This window comes from Pseudomonas sp. TWR3-1-1 (assembly GCF_049896545.1).
Lineage (GTDB): Bacteria > Pseudomonadota > Gammaproteobacteria > Pseudomonadales > Pseudomonadaceae > Aquipseudomonas > Aquipseudomonas weihenstephanensis.
The window spans coordinates 60,981-79,801 of the sequence record NZ_JAFCUO010000005.1 but is presented as its reverse complement, the minus strand read 5'-3'; the positions used below and the strand labels follow the sequence as shown (position 1 = coordinate 79,801).

Annotated in this window: 21 protein-coding genes; 4 read left to right on the top strand and 17 right to left on the bottom strand. The window is 58.9% G+C overall.

All coding sequences use genetic code 11. The features are described from left to right. Positions 1 to 2: 2 nt before the first annotated feature. Positions 3 to 1,010, top strand: coding sequence for an ATP-binding protein (locus ACP7A4_RS13040; protein ID WP_426247235.1), 1,008 nt, complete (start codon positions 3 to 5; stop codon positions 1,008 to 1,010). Beyond that, the gene (locus ACP7A4_RS13035; RefSeq protein WP_426247233.1) at positions 935 to 1,675 is read left to right on the top strand and encodes a vWA domain-containing protein; all 741 of its coding nucleotides are present in this window, start codon (positions 935 to 937) and stop codon (positions 1,673 to 1,675) included. The genes ACP7A4_RS13040 and ACP7A4_RS13035 overlap by 76 nt, the downstream gene beginning before the upstream one ends. Before the next feature lie 126 nt (positions 1,676 to 1,801). Here the strand turns inward: ACP7A4_RS13035 and ACP7A4_RS13030 are convergent, their stop codons facing one another. After that, complete coding sequence (locus tag ACP7A4_RS13030; RefSeq protein WP_203302577.1) at positions 1,802 to 2,068, bottom strand: hypothetical protein; 267 nt, start codon at positions 2,066 to 2,068, stop codon at positions 1,802 to 1,804. Between the two features lie 342 nt (positions 2,069 to 2,410). Between ACP7A4_RS13030 and ACP7A4_RS13025 the strand changes: the two genes are divergently transcribed. Beyond that, positions 2,411 to 3,736, top strand: a complete 1,326-nt coding sequence (locus ACP7A4_RS13025; RefSeq protein WP_059763269.1) for a sigma-54 dependent transcriptional regulator — start codon at positions 2,411 to 2,413, stop codon at positions 3,734 to 3,736. Positions 3,737 to 3,800: 64 nt separating this feature from the next. On the opposite strand, the gene ACP7A4_RS13020 is transcribed toward ACP7A4_RS13025, so the two are convergent. The 14 genes from ACP7A4_RS13020 to ACP7A4_RS12955 all read right to left on the bottom strand — a co-directional run bounded on the left by ACP7A4_RS13020 (position 3,801) and on the right by ACP7A4_RS12955 (position 15,365). Then, on the bottom strand, positions 3,801 to 5,090 hold the full coding sequence (locus ACP7A4_RS13020) for a hypothetical protein (protein ID WP_203302579.1): 1,290 nt from the start codon (positions 5,088 to 5,090) through the stop codon (positions 3,801 to 3,803). Positions 5,091 to 5,137: 47 nt separating this feature from the next. Further along, positions 5,138 to 5,884, bottom strand: coding sequence for a hypothetical protein (locus ACP7A4_RS13015; RefSeq protein WP_426247230.1), 747 nt, complete (start codon positions 5,882 to 5,884; stop codon positions 5,138 to 5,140). A gap of 43 nt (positions 5,885 to 5,927) precedes the next feature. Beyond that, on the bottom strand, positions 5,928 to 6,608 hold the full coding sequence (locus ACP7A4_RS13010) for a C39 family peptidase (protein WP_059763266.1): 681 nt from the start codon (positions 6,606 to 6,608) through the stop codon (positions 5,928 to 5,930). Positions 6,609 to 6,668: 60 nt separating this feature from the next. Continuing rightward, positions 6,669 to 7,442 carry a hypothetical protein gene (locus ACP7A4_RS13005; RefSeq protein WP_048364955.1) on the bottom strand — a complete coding sequence of 258 codons (774 nt, stop codon included), beginning with the start codon at positions 7,440 to 7,442 and terminating at the stop codon, positions 6,669 to 6,671. 70 nt (positions 7,443 to 7,512) lie between these two features. Continuing rightward, the gene (locus ACP7A4_RS13000) at positions 7,513 to 8,082 is read right to left on the bottom strand and encodes a hypothetical protein (RefSeq protein WP_059763265.1); all 570 of its coding nucleotides are present in this window, start codon (positions 8,080 to 8,082) and stop codon (positions 7,513 to 7,515) included. Beyond that, on the bottom strand, positions 8,079 to 8,537 hold the full coding sequence (locus tag ACP7A4_RS12995) for a hypothetical protein (protein ID WP_059763264.1): 459 nt from the start codon (positions 8,535 to 8,537) through the stop codon (positions 8,079 to 8,081). Before ACP7A4_RS12995 ends, ACP7A4_RS13000 begins: the two co-directional genes overlap by 4 nt. Before the next feature lie 323 nt (positions 8,538 to 8,860). Then, on the bottom strand, positions 8,861 to 9,385 hold the full coding sequence (locus tag ACP7A4_RS12990) for an AAA family ATPase (RefSeq protein ID WP_426247227.1): 525 nt from the start codon (positions 9,383 to 9,385) through the stop codon (positions 8,861 to 8,863). Next, positions 9,382 to 9,945 carry a nicotinamide riboside transporter PnuC gene (pnuC, locus tag ACP7A4_RS12985; protein WP_048364951.1) on the bottom strand — a complete coding sequence of 188 codons (564 nt, stop codon included), beginning with the start codon at positions 9,943 to 9,945 and terminating at the stop codon, positions 9,382 to 9,384. The genes ACP7A4_RS12990 and pnuC overlap by 4 nt, the downstream gene beginning before the upstream one ends. A gap of 156 nt (positions 9,946 to 10,101) precedes the next feature. Beyond that, complete coding sequence (locus ACP7A4_RS12980) at positions 10,102 to 10,827, bottom strand: amino acid ABC transporter ATP-binding protein (protein ID WP_426247531.1); 726 nt, start codon at positions 10,825 to 10,827, stop codon at positions 10,102 to 10,104. 79 nt (positions 10,828 to 10,906) lie between these two features. Then, a complete protein-coding gene (locus ACP7A4_RS12975; RefSeq protein ID WP_059763261.1) occupies positions 10,907 to 12,148 on the bottom strand; it encodes an NAD(P)/FAD-dependent oxidoreductase in 1,242 nt (413 codons plus the stop codon). A gap of 48 nt (positions 12,149 to 12,196) precedes the next feature. Continuing rightward, positions 12,197 to 12,907: an ABC transporter permease gene (locus ACP7A4_RS12970; RefSeq protein ID WP_048364948.1), complete on the bottom strand. Its 711-nt coding sequence runs from the start codon at positions 12,905 to 12,907 to the stop codon at positions 12,197 to 12,199. Beyond that, positions 12,904 to 13,623, bottom strand: a complete 720-nt coding sequence (locus tag ACP7A4_RS12965) for an ABC transporter permease (RefSeq protein WP_426247224.1) — start codon at positions 13,621 to 13,623, stop codon at positions 12,904 to 12,906. Before ACP7A4_RS12965 ends, ACP7A4_RS12970 begins: the two co-directional genes overlap by 4 nt. A gap of 103 nt (positions 13,624 to 13,726) precedes the next feature. Then, positions 13,727 to 14,476 carry a transporter substrate-binding domain-containing protein gene (locus ACP7A4_RS12960; protein ID WP_048401917.1) on the bottom strand — a complete coding sequence of 250 codons (750 nt, stop codon included), beginning with the start codon at positions 14,474 to 14,476 and terminating at the stop codon, positions 13,727 to 13,729. A 13-nt stretch (positions 14,477 to 14,489) separates the two neighbouring features. Continuing rightward, positions 14,490 to 15,365: an SIS domain-containing protein gene (locus ACP7A4_RS12955; protein ID WP_203302583.1), complete on the bottom strand. Its 876-nt coding sequence runs from the start codon at positions 15,363 to 15,365 to the stop codon at positions 14,490 to 14,492. A gap of 131 nt (positions 15,366 to 15,496) precedes the next feature. Between ACP7A4_RS12955 and ACP7A4_RS12950 the strand changes: the two genes are divergently transcribed. Further along, complete coding sequence (locus ACP7A4_RS12950; RefSeq protein ID WP_059763260.1) at positions 15,497 to 16,528, top strand: Ldh family oxidoreductase; 1,032 nt, start codon at positions 15,497 to 15,499, stop codon at positions 16,526 to 16,528. 24 nt (positions 16,529 to 16,552) lie between these two features. On the opposite strand, the gene ACP7A4_RS12945 is transcribed toward ACP7A4_RS12950, so the two are convergent. Further along, positions 16,553 to 17,584 (bottom strand): AraC family transcriptional regulator ligand-binding domain-containing protein, encoded by a 1,032-nt coding sequence (locus ACP7A4_RS12945; protein ID WP_426247220.1) that lies wholly within the window; start codon positions 17,582 to 17,584, stop codon positions 16,553 to 16,555. Next, the gene (locus ACP7A4_RS12940; RefSeq protein ID WP_203302586.1) at positions 17,581 to 18,501 is read right to left on the bottom strand and encodes a GGDEF domain-containing protein; all 921 of its coding nucleotides are present in this window, start codon (positions 18,499 to 18,501) and stop codon (positions 17,581 to 17,583) included. Before ACP7A4_RS12940 ends, ACP7A4_RS12945 begins: the two co-directional genes overlap by 4 nt. Between the last annotated feature and the right edge of the window lie 320 nt (positions 18,502 to 18,821).

Here is an 18,821-nt window from a genome sequence, read left to right as displayed (position 1 = left end):
ACATGACTGACACCCCGCACTTTCCACTCTCCGCAGTCGTGGGCGCCGAGGATTTGAAACTGGCGCTGTGCCTGAGCGCAATTGATCCCAAGGTCGGTGGCGTGCTGATCGAAGGCCCGCGCGGCATGGCCAAATCGACCTTGGCCCGCGGCCTGGCAGATGTGCTGGCCAGCGGTCAGTTCGTCACGTTGCCGTTGGGGGCTACCGAAGAGCGATTGGTCGGAACCCTCGACCTGGATGCTGCGTTGGGTCAAGGCACGGCGCAGTTTTCGCCCGGCGTGTTGGCCAAGGCCGATGGCGGCGTGCTGTATGTCGATGAAGTGAACTTGCTGGCCGACCACCTGGTCGACGTGTTGCTCGACGTTGCCGCCAGCGGCACCAACGTGGTTGAGCGTGATGGCATATCCCACCGTCACCCGGCGCGTTTTGTGCTGATTGGCACCATGAACCCGGAAGAGGGCGAATTACGCCCGCAGTTGCTCGACCGTTTTGGTCTGAATGTGGTCATGAGCGGGCAGCCGCTACCGGCCGAGCGCGGCGAAATCATTCGTCGGCGTCTGGATTTTGATGCTGATCCGCAAGGCTTTTGCACCCGCTGGGCCAGCCATCAGGATGCCCTGCGCGCACGGTGTGAGCAGGCCCGCGCATTGCTCGGCCAGATAGCGCTGGATGACCAGTCGCTGGCAATCATTACCGAGCGTTGCTTCGCCGCAGGTGTCGACGGCATGCGTGCCGACCTGGTGTGGCTGCGTGCCGCCCGTGCCCATGCGGCCTGGCGCGGTGCCAGCGCAATTGCCCAGCACGACATAGATGCCGTCGCCGAGTTTGCCTTGCGCCATCGTCGACGTGCGCATGCGACACAATCGCCAGCCCCGGCGTCGATGCCGCCTCAAACCACAACCGGCAACTCGACTTCCAGCGCAGGGCAAGGGCAGTGGGGCGAGTTGCCAGCCCAGCCACAGGCGGTAGGTGCGCGTCGAGAAGTACCCCTCTGGCCAAAAAAGCCCTAGGCATTCGCCCCCTTTCAGCGCTGGGGGCGGGTGCCAAACCCCAAGCCGGAACGTTGAAAACGGGCAAACAAGGTGCCGGTCGCAGTGGTGCATTGGGTTCAATTGATTGGGTTCAGACACTGCTGCGCGGGCGCCCGCGAGCGCGCCGGGATTTGGCCTTTAATCAGCGTCGAAGTACGCCGCAGGCCATGTGGCTGGTGATCGTTGATGCTTCGGCTTCAACCCGTCGCCATCAATCGCTGACCGATGCCAAAGGGTTATTGGCCCAGGTGTTTGAGCAGGCTTACCGCGAGCGTGCGCGGGTTGCCGTCATGACCGCCAGTGGCAATGTGCCGACCTGGCACGTGAGCGGGCTAAAAGCCTCAAAGGCGTTGCACGACTGGCTGACTACTTTGGGGGCCGGAGGCGGCACGCCATTACTGGAGGCGCTGGCTGAGGCAGCGTCCTGGCTGAGCACCCGGCAAAAGCGCTTTGCGAATGAACAGCAGCAGGTGTTGCTGTTCACTGACGGTCGTCTTAAAGAGTGGTCAACACTGGCGCTGATCGAGTGCCCGGGGATACTTGTCGATATAGAGCGCGGGCCGATCCGCCTGGGCCGGGCCAAGCAAATGGCGACCGGTCTGGGCATGGATTACCGGCACATCGACGAACTCAAAACCGTGTAGGCGCTGACGAGGCACGAAGCTGCGCCCGGGGGCGCAGCAGCTGTAAAGAATGCTGTGACAACTGCTGCGCGGGCAGACGTAGCCTCGCCCTACTCGTCAGGGGCTACAGCCGTATTGATCTGCGTCTTAAGCTGGCATCACCCAAGGTTGCAGCGTGTAGCCGTCATTGCTTAACTCGGCGCGGGCTTGGGCCAGCAGGTTTTCGAGTTGGGCGGCGTCGGCGCAGGCACTGCGTGGGATCTGTTTGCTAACAATTCGGGTATTGGTGCGGTCAATGACGCTCAGGCTCAGTTCGCCATGGCCATCTTGTGCAGCCCAGGCAACGCATTGGAAAGGCTCAAAGGCGTGGCCGGCAATCAAAAGTGCTTCGTTGAAACGGAGCGGGGCGTTCATAAGGTGGTCTCTCTAATAGGCCCATCAAGTGATTAACCGTCGGCTGGGCATACCGTTCGGTTGGTTACTTGTACTGATGACCGATGCCCCCTCTCAGGTCACACGCAGAATCGATTTTTTTATACCTTTTTTCATAAACATGATTCAGGTCAATGTTCAGCGTGCTCGAAAACACTCTTTTGAGTGACGGCTAATGCTCTTTGAGTGGGTAAAGTTCAATTTGATATTAGGCTTATAAAGAAACGGTACAAGCGCGCGTCAAAGAATGACTACCGTTACCAACAGCTTCTACAACTTACTGTTTCTAAAAACCTTTTATTATTTTGGCGCCAAGGAACAGTCATGCTCGAATTGTCCTCATCCCGCCGTCTGTTAGTGGTTGATCCTTGTGATGATTGTCATCAGATACTGCCCGGGCTGCGCACCATCGGCTGGGATGTGGACAGTTGTAATCTGGACGCCGTGTTTGATCGTTCATGTGACGTAGGCTTGCTTCGCCTTCAACCGTTTCACCTGGAGCGCCCAGAAGCCATCAAAGACATGATCAGTCGCAGCGGCACCGAATGGATTGCCGTGCTCAGCCCTGAGGTCTTGAAGCTGAAGAAAATGGGCGATTTTGTCGGCGAGTGGTTTTTTGACTTCCACACTTTGCCCTTTGACGTATCACGGGTCCAGGTCACGTTGGGGCGTGCGTTTGGCATGGCCCGATTACGTGGGCAAGGTTTAAGTGCGGTGGCGAGCGCCGGTCATGAGTTACTGGGCGAAAGCCGTACCATTCGTGACCTGCGCAAACTCCTGGGAAAACTGGCACCCACCGAATCCCCGGTGTTGATCCGCGGCGAAAGCGGCACCGGCAAGGAGTTGGTTGCCCGCACCCTGCACCGTCAGTCACAGCGTCACGACAAACCCTTTGTTGCGATCAATTGCGGGGCGATCCCTGAACACCTGATCCAGTCCGAGTTGTTTGGCCACGAAAAAGGGGCGTTTACCGGCGCTCATCAACGCAAGACCGGCCGTATTGAAGCCGCCAACGGCGGTACGTTATTCCTCGACGAAATTGGCGACCTGCCGCTGGAGTTGCAAGCCAATTTGCTGCGTTTTTTGCAGGAAAAACACATCGAACGGGTGGGTGGCAGTCAACCGATTGCCGTGGATGTGCGGGTGTTGGCGGCCACCCACGTCGACTTGGAGGCGGCCATTGTCAATGGGCGGTTTCGTGAAGACTTGTACTACCGCCTCAACGTATTGCAGGTGGTAACCGCGCCTTTACGTGAACGCCATGGTGATCTGGCCATGCTGGCCAATCACTTTTCACACTTCTACAGCCTTGAAACCGGCCGCCGCCCGCGCACCTTCAGCGCCCAGGCGCTGGTTGCGATGGGCAATCATCAATGGCCGGGTAACGTGCGCGAGTTGGCCAACCGGGTTCGGCGCGGTTTGGTGCTGGCCGAAGGGCGGCAGATTGAACCGCCTGACCTGGGCCTTGAAACGCGCCAAGCGCCCTGCGTGGCAATGGGCACGCTGGAAGAATACAAAGACCGGGCCGAACGCCAGGCACTGTGTGACGTATTGCAACGCCACAGCAATAACCTCAGCGTGGCCGCACGTGTGCTCGGCGTGTCGCGGCCTACGTTTTACCGTTTGTTGCACAAGCACCAGATCCGCTAGGGCGGGGCACAACGAAAAGGCCCGCCGTGTTCACCCACGGCGGGCCTTTTCCATGGGCGTTGGGTTAGAAGTAGTACGGGAATTTCAGGCTGAAAGTGAAGTCGGGCGCGTCTTCGGTCAGGCCGATCGACAGGTTGGGCACGATGGTCAGGTTGTCGGTGGCCGCAATGGTCATGCCCACGTTGAAGTACCCCGCGTTGGCGTCGCTGGTGGTGAGGGTTTGCCAGTCCTGACCCTTGTATTTGATTTTACTTTTGCTTTGGATCAGGTCAGACACCGAGAACGACATGCTCATTTTCTCGTTCAGGGCAAAGGCGATACCGGCGCCGATCTGGTAGCTGTCACCCAGCTTTACGCTGCCCGGTTGGGTTTGATTGGCCCTGGAGCCGATATCGCTGAAGGAGTCCTCCAGGTTATAGGTGTAGGAGAGTGAGCCGAACAGCACCGCCGGGTCGAAGGTTTTGACCAGTGAGATGCCGGGTGTGATGGACCACACGCCATTACCCGTGGGCAAACTTTCAGGGTAGGAAATGTTGTCGCCACTGCCGCTCGCCTGAACCAGTTTGATGCCGTAGGGGTCTTTACCCGTGGGCGCTTTCACACGCACAGAAAATACCGCGTCGGGTGTGTTGGCGGACTCGTCGAGAAACTTGTAGGCCACGCCGACGTTGACGTCACCCAGGGTCGGGTCGCGGGTGACCGTTTTTTCGGCGGTTTGGGTGGCGTCGCCACCGGCGCCCGCCGATTGAAAGGTCGACTCGCGATAGACCACCGGCACGTTGATGTCGAACTGCCAACGATTATCGAGGTTGTAGCGTGCGGTGAGATCAAGCGTCCAGTTGTCGGCCTTGATCCGGTCCAGGTCGATGTTGCCGAGCAGGATCGAGTCGAGCAGCAGCAAGCCGTTGAGGTTTAACTGGCGTGTGTCGTAGCGCGAGTAGGTGACGCCGGTTTCAACACTGAACTTGCCGCCGCCAAAAAAACCACTGGCTTCGTCGTACAGGTTGGTCACGCTCTGCGCTGGCGCCGAGTCGTCCTTGAGGGCTTGGCCGTAAGAACTGCCGCTGCCGCCCGCACCGCCGCCGCTGGCTTGAGACACGGTCTGGCCGCGCTTGAGGTCTGCCGGAGACTTGACCAGCCGTTGCGGGGCTGGGGCTGCAGGTTGTTCTTCCACTTGACGTACCCGCTGTTCGAGTACTGCCAGGGCTTTTTGTTGCTGGTCGTAACGTTGACGCAGTTCCAGTAATTCTTGCTTTAGTGCCTCGACATCACCCTGCGGGGCTGCCTGTAGCAGCGCGCAGGGAAGCAGAGTGCTCATACATACAACGGCGCGAAAGGTAAACGATCGATGCATGAAATAAGCCGTCCGGGGAAGTCTATTTAGTAGTGCCTCAGCCTAGTTCAATATCCCGCAGCGCGAAGGGCTTTTAGTTGGTTAATACTGGAATTAAGTCCGTCGGTATTCACCGCGTTGTTACGCAGCACCATATTTAACTGCGTCATGTTATTCACCGCATTACCGCCGCCGAGCAACGTGGTGTTCTGTAAGACCCCGCCTTGAGCGATCTGCTGCAATGTAGTGCCTTGGTTATTGTGGGCGGTAATTGCTAACTGAACCGCGCCGCCGCTCATTGAAACATTCAGGTTGCCAGCCGCATTGTTAAGCTGTACCGGGGCGTTGGTCGTGAGCAATGTACCTTGCTGATTAAGCACTGGCGCCTGATTGCCATAGCTGACATTGATATCGACAGTGTTGTTGGCCCCGTTGTTGTCGCCCGCCGCGCGCACGCTTTGGACCACGCCTTGCCCCGCGCCTAGCCCGGCACCGCCCACCACGCTGCCGGTGCCGACGGTGGGCGTGCCGGGACGGCTTTGACCTTGAGTCGAGTAGGTGGTCACGTAGAACTGCGGTTTGACCGAGCTCTGTAATTGCAGGGAGGTGCTGGCGCCGATGCTGTTGCCCTGAGCGTTGGTCCAGGTGCTGCTCATGACCAGACCGAAACTGACAATGCGTCCGGGCATCACAAACCGTCCGCGCAACTCAGCCAACTCCTGATCCTTTAATTCAATCGGTTTAAACATCGAGTCGGCTTGCGCCTGCAAACAGACGGCAACGCAACTGATTGCCAGCCAATAGTTGATATTCATGTGCCTCTCCCGAAGCGTCCTGCCCCGTGGTCAGTGTGTGCACTTAAAAGAAATCGCTTTGGATAAAACCGAAGTCCAGCAGCTCGGCATCTTTGACCGGGCTGAACCCGTTCAGTGTGTTCTTGGCTGAGAGCGGAACAGGCGGATCACGTAATGCATTGGTTTTGTCGTAGCCGGGGCCTATCACGGCAAACACAATGCCGTTCCAGCCTTTAACGAAATCGTCTTGGGAATAACGCTTGTGACCCAGTACCGGGTCGCCGATGTACACCCAGTTGTCTTGTGTGCGTTGCAGCACCACAAAGTGCTTGTAGCCACGAATGTCCAACAGGACCACCACCGGCACGTTGATGTTTTGCAGGTTTTGCGCCGGGATGCGATAACCCCGTGCCCGCATGCCGATGCTTTCGATGTAGCGCTTCATATCGAGCATCGAAAAACCTTGGGTACGCACCAGCTCTTCGTTCGCATTGACCAGCATGCCCTTGATCACATGGTCTTCATCGACATCCAGCCAGTACGCCTGACGCAGAATCGTCGCCAGTGCGGCGGCGCCACAACTGAAGTCGGTTTTCTGTTCCACCAGGTCACTGAAACGACGTTCGCGAATGCTCTGCACCGGTTTGTAAATCAGGTTGGCGCCCGGCAACGCAGCCACCGCCATTTGCGCCGCTTGCGCAACACCGGTCAAACACAGCAACACAGCGAGTGCGATGCGTAACATGAGCAGGCCACCTCGAACAAAGAAAGGGCCTCTGATGCAGAGGCCCTTTGAACCGCCGTGTTACATGGCGGTTTTGCTGACGCTGCTGATAGACAGCGAGTTGCTCTGCTGGTTACCCACGCCTGACGCGACGTTGGCACCCACGTTGCCGGAGGTGGATTTAAGCGCATTGGTCATGTTGGAGTTGTTGCTGACCGGTACCCGGGTGGTGGTTGAACCAAAGCTCCACGGGGTGTGGGTGCTGACCGAACTGAGGTCGTTAACCACGGTCAGGTTGTTGGAGGTCTGCGTCGCTCCGGCACCGGCGGTTGCCAGGTTGCCACCGGACACCGCAATGGCCAGGTTGTTTTTCTGCTGGTTAAGGTCGCCCGCAGCCACGTTCACCCCAACGTTACCCGAGGTGGTGTTGACCGAGTTGTTGAGTGTTGCCCCGTTCTGAGTGCCGTGGTTGTTCACTTTGTTGTAATAGCTGGACTGGCTGGCGCTGGTCAACGCAGCGCCGGTACCGAGCACAAAGTTCTGGTCATTGTTGGCGATGGCAGCGGCGTTATCTTGCTGGTTACCGGCACCCGACGCCACGTTGGCACCGATGTTGCCGCTGGTGCTTTTGATCGAATCGTCAACTTTTGCACTGTTCAGCGTGCCGTTATTGGTGATGTTGTTGTCGTGACTGACTTGCACATCCGCGATCACAGCACTGGCGCCGTTAACCACAGCGGTGGTAGGCGTGGGGGTAGGGGTTGGGTGGCGATCACTGGTGTCCGCTTGAGCGGCCACAGCCATAAGTGCAGCCAGAGCGAAAACCAGTGGTTTAAGAGCCATTGCAGGTTTCATGGTGATTCTCCGTGCTTCATTAGTTAAGTGAGTGTTGGCATTTTTCTAATTGCACTGCGCGTTACCCGAGTCATTGCGCGACCCGTACATTCAGGGTGTTAGCCATGCGGTTCCCCACCCCTGCACTCTGGTTGACTTGAAGCACTCCGCGGCTGCCGGTGAAGGCCTGATCGCTGGTAACGACCTGGCGGCTGCCGGTGTTGAGTGCTCCCGTTACCGAGTTTGGTGTCAACGCCACGTTCTGTTGCGCGAGGGCGTTGTCGTCGATGCTTTGCGCCGCTGTACTGATGCTGATCCGCACGGCGTTGACCATTTGATTGTTGGCGCCCGCAGATTGGTTGATCCCCAAAATACCGCTGCCATGACTGAACGAGTCGCCGTTAATACTGACCTTGGCGTCCAGCGCGGGGTCGGCCTGCCCGGTGAGTTGCTGGCTCACCCTGGTGTTGCCCTGCACCTGACTGCCAATGGAAATAGTGCGGGCATTGACTTGTTGCTGCTGGTTGCCGGCAGCCTGGTTGATCATCATGTTGCCGGTGTAACCGGTGCCGGAATTATTGATTTGGGCCTGATTGCTGTCAGCCAGCACGGGGGTGGATGCCAGCAGGGCGAGCACCAGCACAGAGCTTTTCACGTTCATTGCCCGCCGCCCAATGTGGTGAGCGGGCGCATGCCTTGCTCGATACTGCGATTGATCTGGCCACCGAGATTGGCGCTCGGGCCACCTGAGCCGCCGGCTCGGCCACTGCTGGTCAGGCCCGGCATGCCGGTGTGGTTGATCATGCCTGGCAGGTTATTGGTACCAGTGGTGATGGTGCGGGTAATGCTTGAACCCGTGCTGATGCGGGCAAAATCGCCATCGCCCAATTCGCCTTGGGCTGTCATCGCATTGATCTGTGCTGCTGGGTTGGCGTTGACGACGGTGGGGTTGGGGTCAGGCGGGGCCGGGATACTGCCAACGGCATGCGGGTACACCTGGCGCGTGATAACGATTTCGCCGTTGCCCGCCGCCTGGGCGCTCAGGCAAACGAGTACAGCGCTGAGGCTGCAAGCCGTAAGCGCGTAACGGGTGAGTTGAGTGCGTAAAGTCCCCATGACATCGTTCTCTCTTCAATACGCTGGCCCTGATCAGCGTTGCGAAAGAGAGAGCAGAAGCTGTGCCGCTTTTTCAATTGCGTTTAAAAGCAATGAGTTGTGGGTTTGTGTCAGGGGCGCGTCACCTCAACTGTCTCAATGCTGAGACAGCGGGTCGAGCGTGTAACGGTGGGCGGCGGGTGCTTGGTGCGGCTTTGGCGGCTCGAATAGCCTATGTAACGGCACAGTTACACAGTCGTCTGAATCGCCTGCAGGCCCTATTAATCAAGGGCGGGTGAGGGCATGAGTGTGTCAGTAGCGGACATGTCAGGCGCGTATTTGTGTCAATTGGCCAGTAGCTGGCCCACAGCGTGCAGTGCGCAAGCTTGGCGCTCTTCCCAACCCCCGCGAATGATTTGCATGGGTTGACGGTGCTGTTCGAGCCACGTGCGGCTTTGTTCAAAGAATTGCAGGCGCTCGTCCAGGCTCGGTTGGCAACGCAGACCGTCGGGCGTCCAGTCCACATCCTTGGGCGACAACAGCAGATGCAGGTCGTAATGACGGCTCAATAATTCAGGTTCAAGCCAGGCCGGGCAGTCGCCGAACAGGGTCTTGCTCCACAGGATATTGCTCAGCAGATGCGTGTCGAGAATCAGCAAATGCGGGCTTTGGGCGCGAGCGGCGTCCTCCCATGCCAATTGACCACGGGCGATGGCCGTAATATCGCCAAGGCAGGTATCGCGAGGGTTTTGCTCCATGAAATAGCGCACATATTCAGCGACCAACAGGCCGCCAAACTGCTGTTGCAACTGCGCCGACAACCAGCTTTTACCGCTTGACTCAGGCCCGGCCAACACCACGACCTTCATGTACGCAGCGCCGGATCAAGCCGCCAGTCACGCCAGCCCTGAATCGCAATCACCGTGAACAGGGCATACAGACCTGCCGTGAGGTACAAGCCCTTGTACACAAACAAACCGACAAATATCACATCGACCACAAACCACAGCGCCCAACACTGCAACCGTTTTTGCGCCATCCACATTTGCGCCACCAGGCTGAAAGCGGTCAGCGCAGCGTCAAGCCACGGCTGTGCGGCGTCGGTCCAGTGCGCCATGGCGGCGCCCAGAGCCAGACTGCCCACGGCGCCGATGGCCAGCCCCGTGGCGACCTGGCGCGTGTTGAGCGCCGTCACTTGACGACCTTGGTGTTGTGCGCCAGCGCGTGTCCACTGCCACCAGCCATAGAGTTGCAATGCCGCATAAATGACTTGCAGCAACATGTCGGAATAGAGCTTCACCTCGAAGAAAATCCAGCTATAGAGCAACACCATGACCAGCCCGATGGGCCAGCACCAAGGGTTTTGTTTGACTGTCAACCAGACGGCAATGACGCCGAGTGCGGCGGCAAACAGTTCAAGCCCTGACATGGGGGTTCCTTGGGGGAGAGAGAAGGGCGGGGATTGTAACCTCAGGTGCGCTTGTTGTGGTCGTCGGCAACGACAAACATCCCGTAGGGGAGAAGGCCGGTCTGCCCACGCCTCCAGGGGAGGCGGCGAGCAGGTGCCGGGCTGGCCGAACGCGGCTTAATGCACGATCTGTGCAAGAAAGGCCTTGGCTCGCGGGCTTTTCGGCGCACTGAAGAAGTCGTTGGGCGGCGAGTCTTCGATGATCATGCCGCCGTCCAGAAACAACACGCGCTCGGCCACCTGGCGGGCGAAGCCCATTTCGTGGGTCACGCAGAGCATGGTCATGCCGCTGCCTGCCAGGTTAACCATCACGTCGAGCACTTCGCTGACCATCTCCGGGTCCAGCGCTGAGGTGGGCTCGTCGAACAGCATGATTTTTGGCTCAATGCACAAGGCTCGGGCAATCGCCACGCGCTGTTGCTGGCCGCCGGAGAGCTGGCTGGGGTATTTATCGGCCTGGCTGGCGATGCCCACTTTGGTCAGAAAGTGCTGTGCCAGTTCGATGGCTTTTTTTCGCGACAGACCGCGCACCGACATCGGCGCGAGGATGCAGTTGTCGAGCACGCTCATGTGCGGGAACAGGTTGAAGTGTTGAAACACCATGCCGATTTGACTGCGCACGCTGGCGGCTTCGCGGGTGGCGTGCGACAGGTCGGTGTCATTGATCAGGATGCGGCCCTGTTCGGCAATTTCCAGACGGTTGATGCAGCGAATCAGGGTGGACTTGCCCGAGCCTGAAGGGCCGCACAGGACGATGCGTTCACCTTCGCGCACCTTGAGGTCGATCCCTTTGAGCACATGAAAGGCGCTGTAGTACTTGTTCAGTCCAGCAATATCCACCACCACCTTGCGGGTATCGGTAGATGGAGACACGGGCGTGTGAACGTAAGCAGGTTGTGCATGCATTGTGTGTCTCCAGTGATCAGTAAAAGCGCTCGGCGCTATAGGGCGTCGGATCGGTGAACGGGTACTCGCCGGTCATCATTTCGGCCAGCAGGCGGCCTGTCACCGGGCCGAGTGTCAAGCCGTGATGGGCATGCCCAAAGTTGAACCACAACCCTTTATGCCGGCTGGCCGGGCCAATCACCGGGCACATGTCCGGCAGGCACGGGCGCCGACCCAGCCACGGCTCGGGGTCCAGTCGTTCGCCCAGTGGGTAGAGGCGCTGCGCGCGCTCTTCGCAGCGGCGTAACTGGATCTCGTTGATCGGGTCGTCGCTGTCAGCAAACTCAATACCGGTGGTCAGGCGAATCCCGCCCACCATCGGTGCCAGCACATACCCCCCCACTGAATCCAGAATCGGGTGCTGCATGGTGTGCCCGTCCTTGGCAGCGTAGTGCATGTGGTAACCGCGCTTGATCGCCAGCGGAATGCGATAACCCAGCGGCTCGAAAATATCGCGTGCCTGCGGGCCCAGGGCTACCACGGCTTCGTTGGCTACGATCAAACCTTTGTGGCTGTCTACCTGCCATTGCCCGGCCGTAGGGCGCAGGCTGCTGGCGTCACCAATCACAAAGGTGCCGCCGCGCTTGATAAACAGCTCGGCGTAGCCGCGGGTCAGGCCGCCGGGATCGCTCACGGTTTTGGGGTCGAGCCAGTGAATGCCGCCGACCACATCCTCATGCAGACCGGGTTCAAGCGCATGGATTTGCTGTTGGCCCAGCACACGGTAATTGAGTGCGTATTGCACGAGCGCCACAGCATCACGCTGGGCTTTTTCAAAGTCGGCCCGGGTGCGATAAACCTCGACCCAACCACTGTCGTGAATCAGTGCACTCATGCCTGCAGGCTCTGCCAGCAGGTCATGTTCGCTGACGCAGCGTTCAATCAGCGGCAACATGGCCCGGGTGGCTTTGGCCAGGCCTTTGTCGCCGGATTGGCGCCAATACTGCATCAGCCACGGTCCGGCTTTGGGCAGATGCTTAAGGCTGTAGCGCACGTCCGACTGTTGGTTGAGGCCATAGCGCAGCAAACGTGAGATTTCGCGTGGGAACGAGTAGGGGATAACACTGGCGCGTTCAATCAACCCGGCATTGCCGTGGCTGGTGCCGCTGCCGGGCTGAGCACGGTCGAGCAGCACGACGTTGCGGCCCCTGGCCTGGAGTTGCAACGCGGTGCTGACGCCGACAATGCCGGCTCCCAGAACGATGGTGTCGCAATGCATAAACAAATCCTTGAGACGAGGGCCGTGTTCGCAGCCCGAACAATGGGCTTACTGCAAGTGACGGCCGAGGCGGCCTTCGATCAGTTTCAAGGTGCGGCGCACCACTTCCACGATCAACAGATAGAGCACGGCGGCCCACAGATAGACCTGAAAGTCGAAGCTGCGCGAAAACACCATCTTGGTCACGCCCATCAGGTCATAAATGGTGACCAGCGAGGCAATGGCGCTGGCTTTGATCATCAGGATCAGTTCGTTGCCCAACGGGCCGATGGCCACCAGCAACGACTGCGGCAGGACGATTTTGCGAAAGGTGGTCCAGCGCGACAGGTTAAGCGCCTTGCAGGCTTCACGCTGCCCTTGTGCCACGGACAGGATGGCGCCGCGCAGGATTTCGGCCTGGTACGCCGCCGTGTTGAGGGTGAACGCCAGCAAGGTGCACAGCCACGCATCGCGAAAGAACCACCACAGGCCCACGTCTTGCCACAGGCTTTTGAACGAGCCGAGGCCGTAATACAGCAAAAAAAGTTGTGCCAGCAGGGGCGATCCGCGAAAAAAGTACACGTAGGCGCCGGTGAAACTGCGCAAGAAGCGGCTGTTGGACAATCGGCCCAGCGCAATCAACAGGCCGAGCACGGCGCCCAGGGTGAATGAAATGGCCACCAGTTTGCTGGTTACTAGCAATCCGTCGATAAAGCGCGGGCCATAGCGTTCCAGCAAGTCGGGGCTGAGAAACATGTTTTGCAGTTCCGTCAGGCTCATGGCTGCACGCTCCGCTGATGGCGGTTGAAATGGCGCTCAAGAAAGGCAAACAGGCGCCCCGAGATGGCTGAAAAAAACAGATAGATGAAGCACGCCACGCTGTAGAAGAGCATGGGCTCTTTGGTCACGCTGACGGCCAGGTTGGTTTGACGCATCAAATCGACCAGTGCAATGGTCGACACCAGCGACGTGTCCTTGAGCAGCGACAGCCAGTTGTTCGACAGGCCGGGCAAGGCAATGCGTGCCAGTTGTGGCAACACGACTTTACGAAACGTGGTGAAGGGCGACAGGCCCAGCGCCGAGGCGGCTTCGAACTGGCCTTTAGGGATGGTTTTGAACGCTCCCAGCCAGATTTCACTGGAGAACGCGGCAAATACCAGGCTGAAGGCGATCATGGCGGCGACGAAGGTGTTGATCGTAAATTGCGTGTCGTAGCCCATCAGCGCCAGGATCTTTTGCGCAGCGATCTGGCAGCCGTAGTAAATGATCAGCAGCGTGAGCAGTTCTGGCAGCCCGCGAAACACGGTCGAAAAGGTTGTCGCCCAAGCGCGCATCCAGCGGTTTTTGGAGCGTGCGGCCACCGCCACCACCAGGCCCAGAGGTAAACCAATGGGCAGGCAGCTCAAGGCCAGGGCAATGGTCACCAGCGAGCCGGCAAGCAGTGCCGAGCCCCAGCCACCACTGGCAAATGAAAGCAGAGAAAGTTGATCGAGCATGCTCGAATCCCCGGGCAAAATCGGGCCGATATTCAGCCGCTGCGCACACAGGGTGCGCAGGGCAAGGTAATGGGCGGGATGCCCTTAATACAGGGCAGGCAACTTAATAAATGTCGAAATCGAAGTATTTGCTGGAGATCTTTTTGTAGGTGCCGTCAGCCACGATCTCGTCCAGCGCTTTGTTGAAACGCTCGCGCAGTTCGGTGTCTTGCTGGCGCACGGCAATGGCAGCGTCGGCCATCGTGCCGTCGACATCGCCAATAATCTTGCAGCAGTCTTTTCCGGTTTTATTGACCCACTCCAGCAGCGGGAATTTATCGGCAATCACCACGTCAACACGCTCGTTGGCCAGTTCGCTATTGGCCTCATCCAGGGTTGGATAGAGTTTGAGATCCGCGTCTTTGTAGTGCTCCTCGGCATAGATGCTTTGGGTTGCAGCGCTCTGTGCACCGACGACCTTGCCTTTGAAGTCACTCTGGGCATCGGTAATCGGCGAGTCTTTTGGCACCGCGATCGACAGCGGGGTGCGGTAGTAGTGATTGGTGAAGGCGATTTTCTGTTTACGCTCTTCGTTCACAATCATCGAGGCCACAATGGCGTCGTACTTTTTTGCCATCAGGCCAGCGATGATGCCGTCCCAATCCTGTGCCACCAGGGTGCACTCGGCTTTCATGCGCTCGCACAGCGCCAGGGTGATGTCGACGTCAAAACCGTGCAGCGTGTTGTCTGAGTCAACGTAGTTAAACGGAGGGTAGGCGCCTTCCGTGGCGATTGTCAGTTTATCGGCCCAAGCGTTGGACGCTGCGGCCACAACCATTGCACATGCACTGGCAAAGCGAATGACATTGTTCATCTAGCACCTCGTTTTATTGTTTTGTGCCGGGTGAGGAGGTGTAGCCCACGAACTCGTTGTGCAAGGCCGCGGTTGCCTCAAGACGTTTTTCAACGTCGGGTCCCAGTTGTTTACACACTTCATTGACCAGCAAATGCACCAGCGACAGCATGGCTGCCGTGGATTCCCAGAACAGATTGAATTGGCTGGGTACGCGAAACACTTCATCGGCGTAGGCGTCGGCCCAGTCGCAAAAGGTGTCCGTCACCAGCGTTACCGCAATGCCCGCTTCACGCGCCTTGCGGCACAGGTGCTGGGCATGGCGCGAGTAGCGCCGGGCCTCAAACACCACCAGTGCGCAATCATTGGCGGGGGATAACAGCACATCGGCGTAATGCCCGGCGGCGCCATCCACCAGATGCACGCCATCGCGCAGGTATTGCAGCAAGTGCGCCATAGAGGCGGCGATGCCGCGTTCGGTCTGAAAACCGGCAATAAACACGTTGCGCCGCGTGGCCAGGCGCTGGCTGACGGTTTGCCATTCGCGCGTCAGGCTGTGTTCGTAGACCTTGACCAGCGCGCCGACTTCCAGCTCAAAGCTGCGTGGCAGTGCCTGCGGGCTTTGGCTCGATTGCTGGCGGAACTCTTGCAGGCGATCACCGACCAGCCAGGGACCATCGCCCAAGTCGTCTTTAAGGTCGTTTTTCAGTTCTTTGAAATGGCTGTAACCCAGTGCGCGGCAAAAACGCCCGACGCTGGATTCGCTGACCCCCAGTGTGCTGGCGATGTCGGCGGCGGTTTGGAAAGGCAGCGCGTAAAGGTTGGCCAGCATGTAGCTGGCAATCGCCCGGCCCGAAGGCGCGGCGGTTGACAGACTGCTTTCCAAACGTTGTTTGATCGACTGACTCACGGCTGTTTTCCTGTTTTTATTTCAGCGCGTTGCAGAAAGTGAATGTTTTCTGTCATTAAGTCAACAATTGACAGATATCTGTCACCGCCGGATAGTTGGCCCCACAATAACAACTCGATTGGAGCGCCCGCATGTCTCAGTCCGCCTCTTCCGCGCAGGCCGTGGAATCGCTGTCTCTGGATCAACTGACCACTTTGTTGCAGCAGATTTTTGAACGCCACGGCACCTCGACGGCCGTTGCCAGGGTGTTGGCCGACAACTGCGCACGGGCACAACGCGATGGCTCTTACAGCCATGGCGTGTTTCGTATCCCGGGTTATTTGTCGTCACTGGCCAGCAATTGGGTGGATGGTCAGGCCACCCCCAAGGTGGAAGACGTGGCCTCAGGCTTTATCCGGGTAGACGCGGCCAATGGCTTCGCCCAACCTGCGCTGGCAGCCGCACGTGCGCTGTTGGTCGAAAAAGCCCGCAGTGCCGGGATTGCGGTACTGGCCATTCGTAATTCGCACCACTTTGCCGCGCTCTGGCCCGACGTTGAGCCGTTCGCCGAAGAAGGTCTGGTGGCGCTGAGCGTGGTCAACAGCATGACCTGCGTGGTGCCGCACGGTGCGCAAAAGCCGTTGTTCGGCACCAACCCTATCGCATTCGCTGCGCCACGCGCCGATGCCGACCCCATCGTGTTCGATCTGGCCACCAGCGCCATTGCCCATGGCGATGTCCAAATTGCTGCGCGTAAAGGCCATGAGCTGCCTGCGGGCATGGGCGTGGACCGTCGCGGTGAACCGACACAAGACCCCAAAGCCATCCTTGACGGCGGCGCGCTGCTGCCGTTTGGCGGGCACAAGGGGTCGGCGCTGTCGATGATGGTGGAGTTGCTGGCCGCGGCGTTGACGGGCGGTAACTTTTCGTTCGAATTCGACTGGTCCAAGCATCCGGGGGCGCAAACACCGTGGACCGGGCAGTTGCTGATTGTGATTGATCCCGGCAAATCGGGCGGCAACAGTTTTGCGCAACGCAGCAGCGAACTGGTGCGTCAGATGCAAGCCGTGGGGCTTGAACGCCTGCCGGGTGATCGTCGGTTCAAGGAACGGGCCAAATCGCTGCTTGCGGGCATTCCGTTGGCAGCGGACGAACTGGCCAGGCTGCGCGCGCTGGCGCAATAACGGCTGGCGTTTGTTGCGCGCGGGTTAAGAAAACAACTGGCGAATGAGGTTGGGCGTGCACCCGGTCCAACGTTTGAGTGAGCGTCGAAAGTTGGCCGGGTCGCTGAAATTAAGGTACTGCGCCACGTCTTCATTGCTCATGCCTTTGATCTGGTACAGGTACAGCGCCATGTGCTTGCGTGCCTGGTCCTGCTGGGCCTGAAAGTGGGTGCCGTGCTTGCTCAATTTGCGCTTGAGGGTGGCCTGGCTCATGCCAAAGTTCTGCGCCGTCAGCTCAAGACTCGGTGCGTGCTGCGCGTGGTTGCGTAAGTACACGTATAAGCGGTCGATCAAACTGGCACTGAAACCCAGCGCATTCAGTTCGTTGCGGGCTTGCTGCAACGACACTTGCCGGGCGATGGCAGACGCATTGGGCCACGGCCGGGTGAGGTATTCACGCGGGATGCGCATCAGGTCCAACTGGCAGCCAAACTGGCTGTTTTCTCCCAGATGCACCCAGTATTGCTCTACATAACGCGGTTCGGCATGGCTGAAGTGGCACTCCCACGGCAGGCGTTCGCCACTGAGCCACTGACTCATGGCCAGCAAGGCGGTCATGCTCGCTTCCAGCACAAAACGCAGTTGCTCCTGTGCGCCGCTGCTGTCGAGCCAATACACATAGGCATATTTCTCGTCGAGCAGCAGCCGTGGTGTCAACAGCGGGCTGAGCAGGGCACGGTGGTGAATCACGGTTTGCAGGGCGTGTTGCAGGTTGGGCGCCTGTTGCAGGGCGTGGCTGGCGGGGCCGTAATGACCTGGCAGTAAACGCTGACCGAGCAGGAAACTGCTGTCGTCGGCGTCCAGTAATCGCCGGGCATTGGCAATCAGGCTGAAGAATTGCTGCGGGCTGAGACGGGTGGTGCCGGCCAGAATGTCGTCGTAAAACAACCCTGTGCCACGTAACAGGCGATGGCTGTCGATGTCCCGTGACAGCGCCAGGTCAATCAACGCAGCGGGTTGGTAATGGCCCGCGATGAACCGCGTGTCGGCTTCGTACCACGCCTCGAATTGGCTCATGCGCGTTTGACCCGTAGCGGCTTGGCGCGGGCGAGTGCCAGGTTCAGGCGCTTGAGCAGGGGCTCGGTGGTTTCATCGACCGCCATCACCACCGCCGTGCTGGCACTCAAGTAGACCCGCTCGCCTTGTTGACGGGTTTTATGCGCCAGGCTCTGTACGGCCTGTTCCAATTCAAGTGCCAACAAGCGCGCCTGACTTTCGCCGGTGGTGGGCAGCACCACCACAAAGCGATCCCCCGCCAGGCGGCAGAGCAGGTCGTGACGACGCAGGTTGAGCAGCAACAATTGGCTGATGGCTTGCAGCACGGCGTCACCTTCAGCGTGGCCGTACTGCTGATTGATCGCGGCAAAGTGATCGAGGTCCAGCGCCAGTAACGACAGCGGTTGTTGTTGCTCAGTGCTTTGCGTCAGGCAATCGCTGACCTGGCGTTTGAGGTAGTCGGCCCCGCCTAGCGGCGTGAGTTTGTCGAACAGACGATGTTCGCGAAACACCCGTTCGCGTTTTTCCATTTGCTGGCTGATGGCCAATTGTTCGCGGTGCCAGTGAAACAGGCCGAGGGTCAGCAGCACCATGCCCACCGGCATCGGGGCCGACTCCAGCCAGTGATCCCAGCCGATGTGCTTGGGCAGGCGGATGAATTCGTCGAGCACGTCGATCCACCATGAAAAAAACATGAAGCACAAACCGCTGGCGAGGTAGTCAGTGACGCGCCCGGCAGGGCGGCTCTTGAGCACCAGCGCCAACCAGAAAAGCATGAACAGCGCCGTACCGCCCTCGCCGAAAATATCCAGCCATTGCCATTCGCTGAAGGCTTTCGGGGTGCCGAACGCCACATTGAGCAGCAGCCCGAAGTTGGCGCCGAACACCAGCAGCGTGAGCTTGTAGCGATGATGTTTAAGTACGTTTAACCACGTCATGAGGGGTCTACCAAAATGCAGTGCCGGTCAGCACAACAGAGGTGTGTGACAGCGGTATGACGGGGCAGGCAGGTCGAATCAGCTCAGGTGTGTTGCCAGAAATTTCCTTTAAACAGCCTCCTGTCGTCGCGGCCACAGGCTGCGATGGGCTGCGCAACAGTCATGACGTTCATAGGCGCTGCCAACGTGCTCGCTGCCAGCACCCGCGACGACGGCGTGTTGGGTCAAATCAGCTCAGTTGGCCCTTCAATACCCCTTAAACCCCGCTTTTACGGGATGTCTCGCCCAGGACTGTCACAGCACTGTCATTCGCCGTGCCT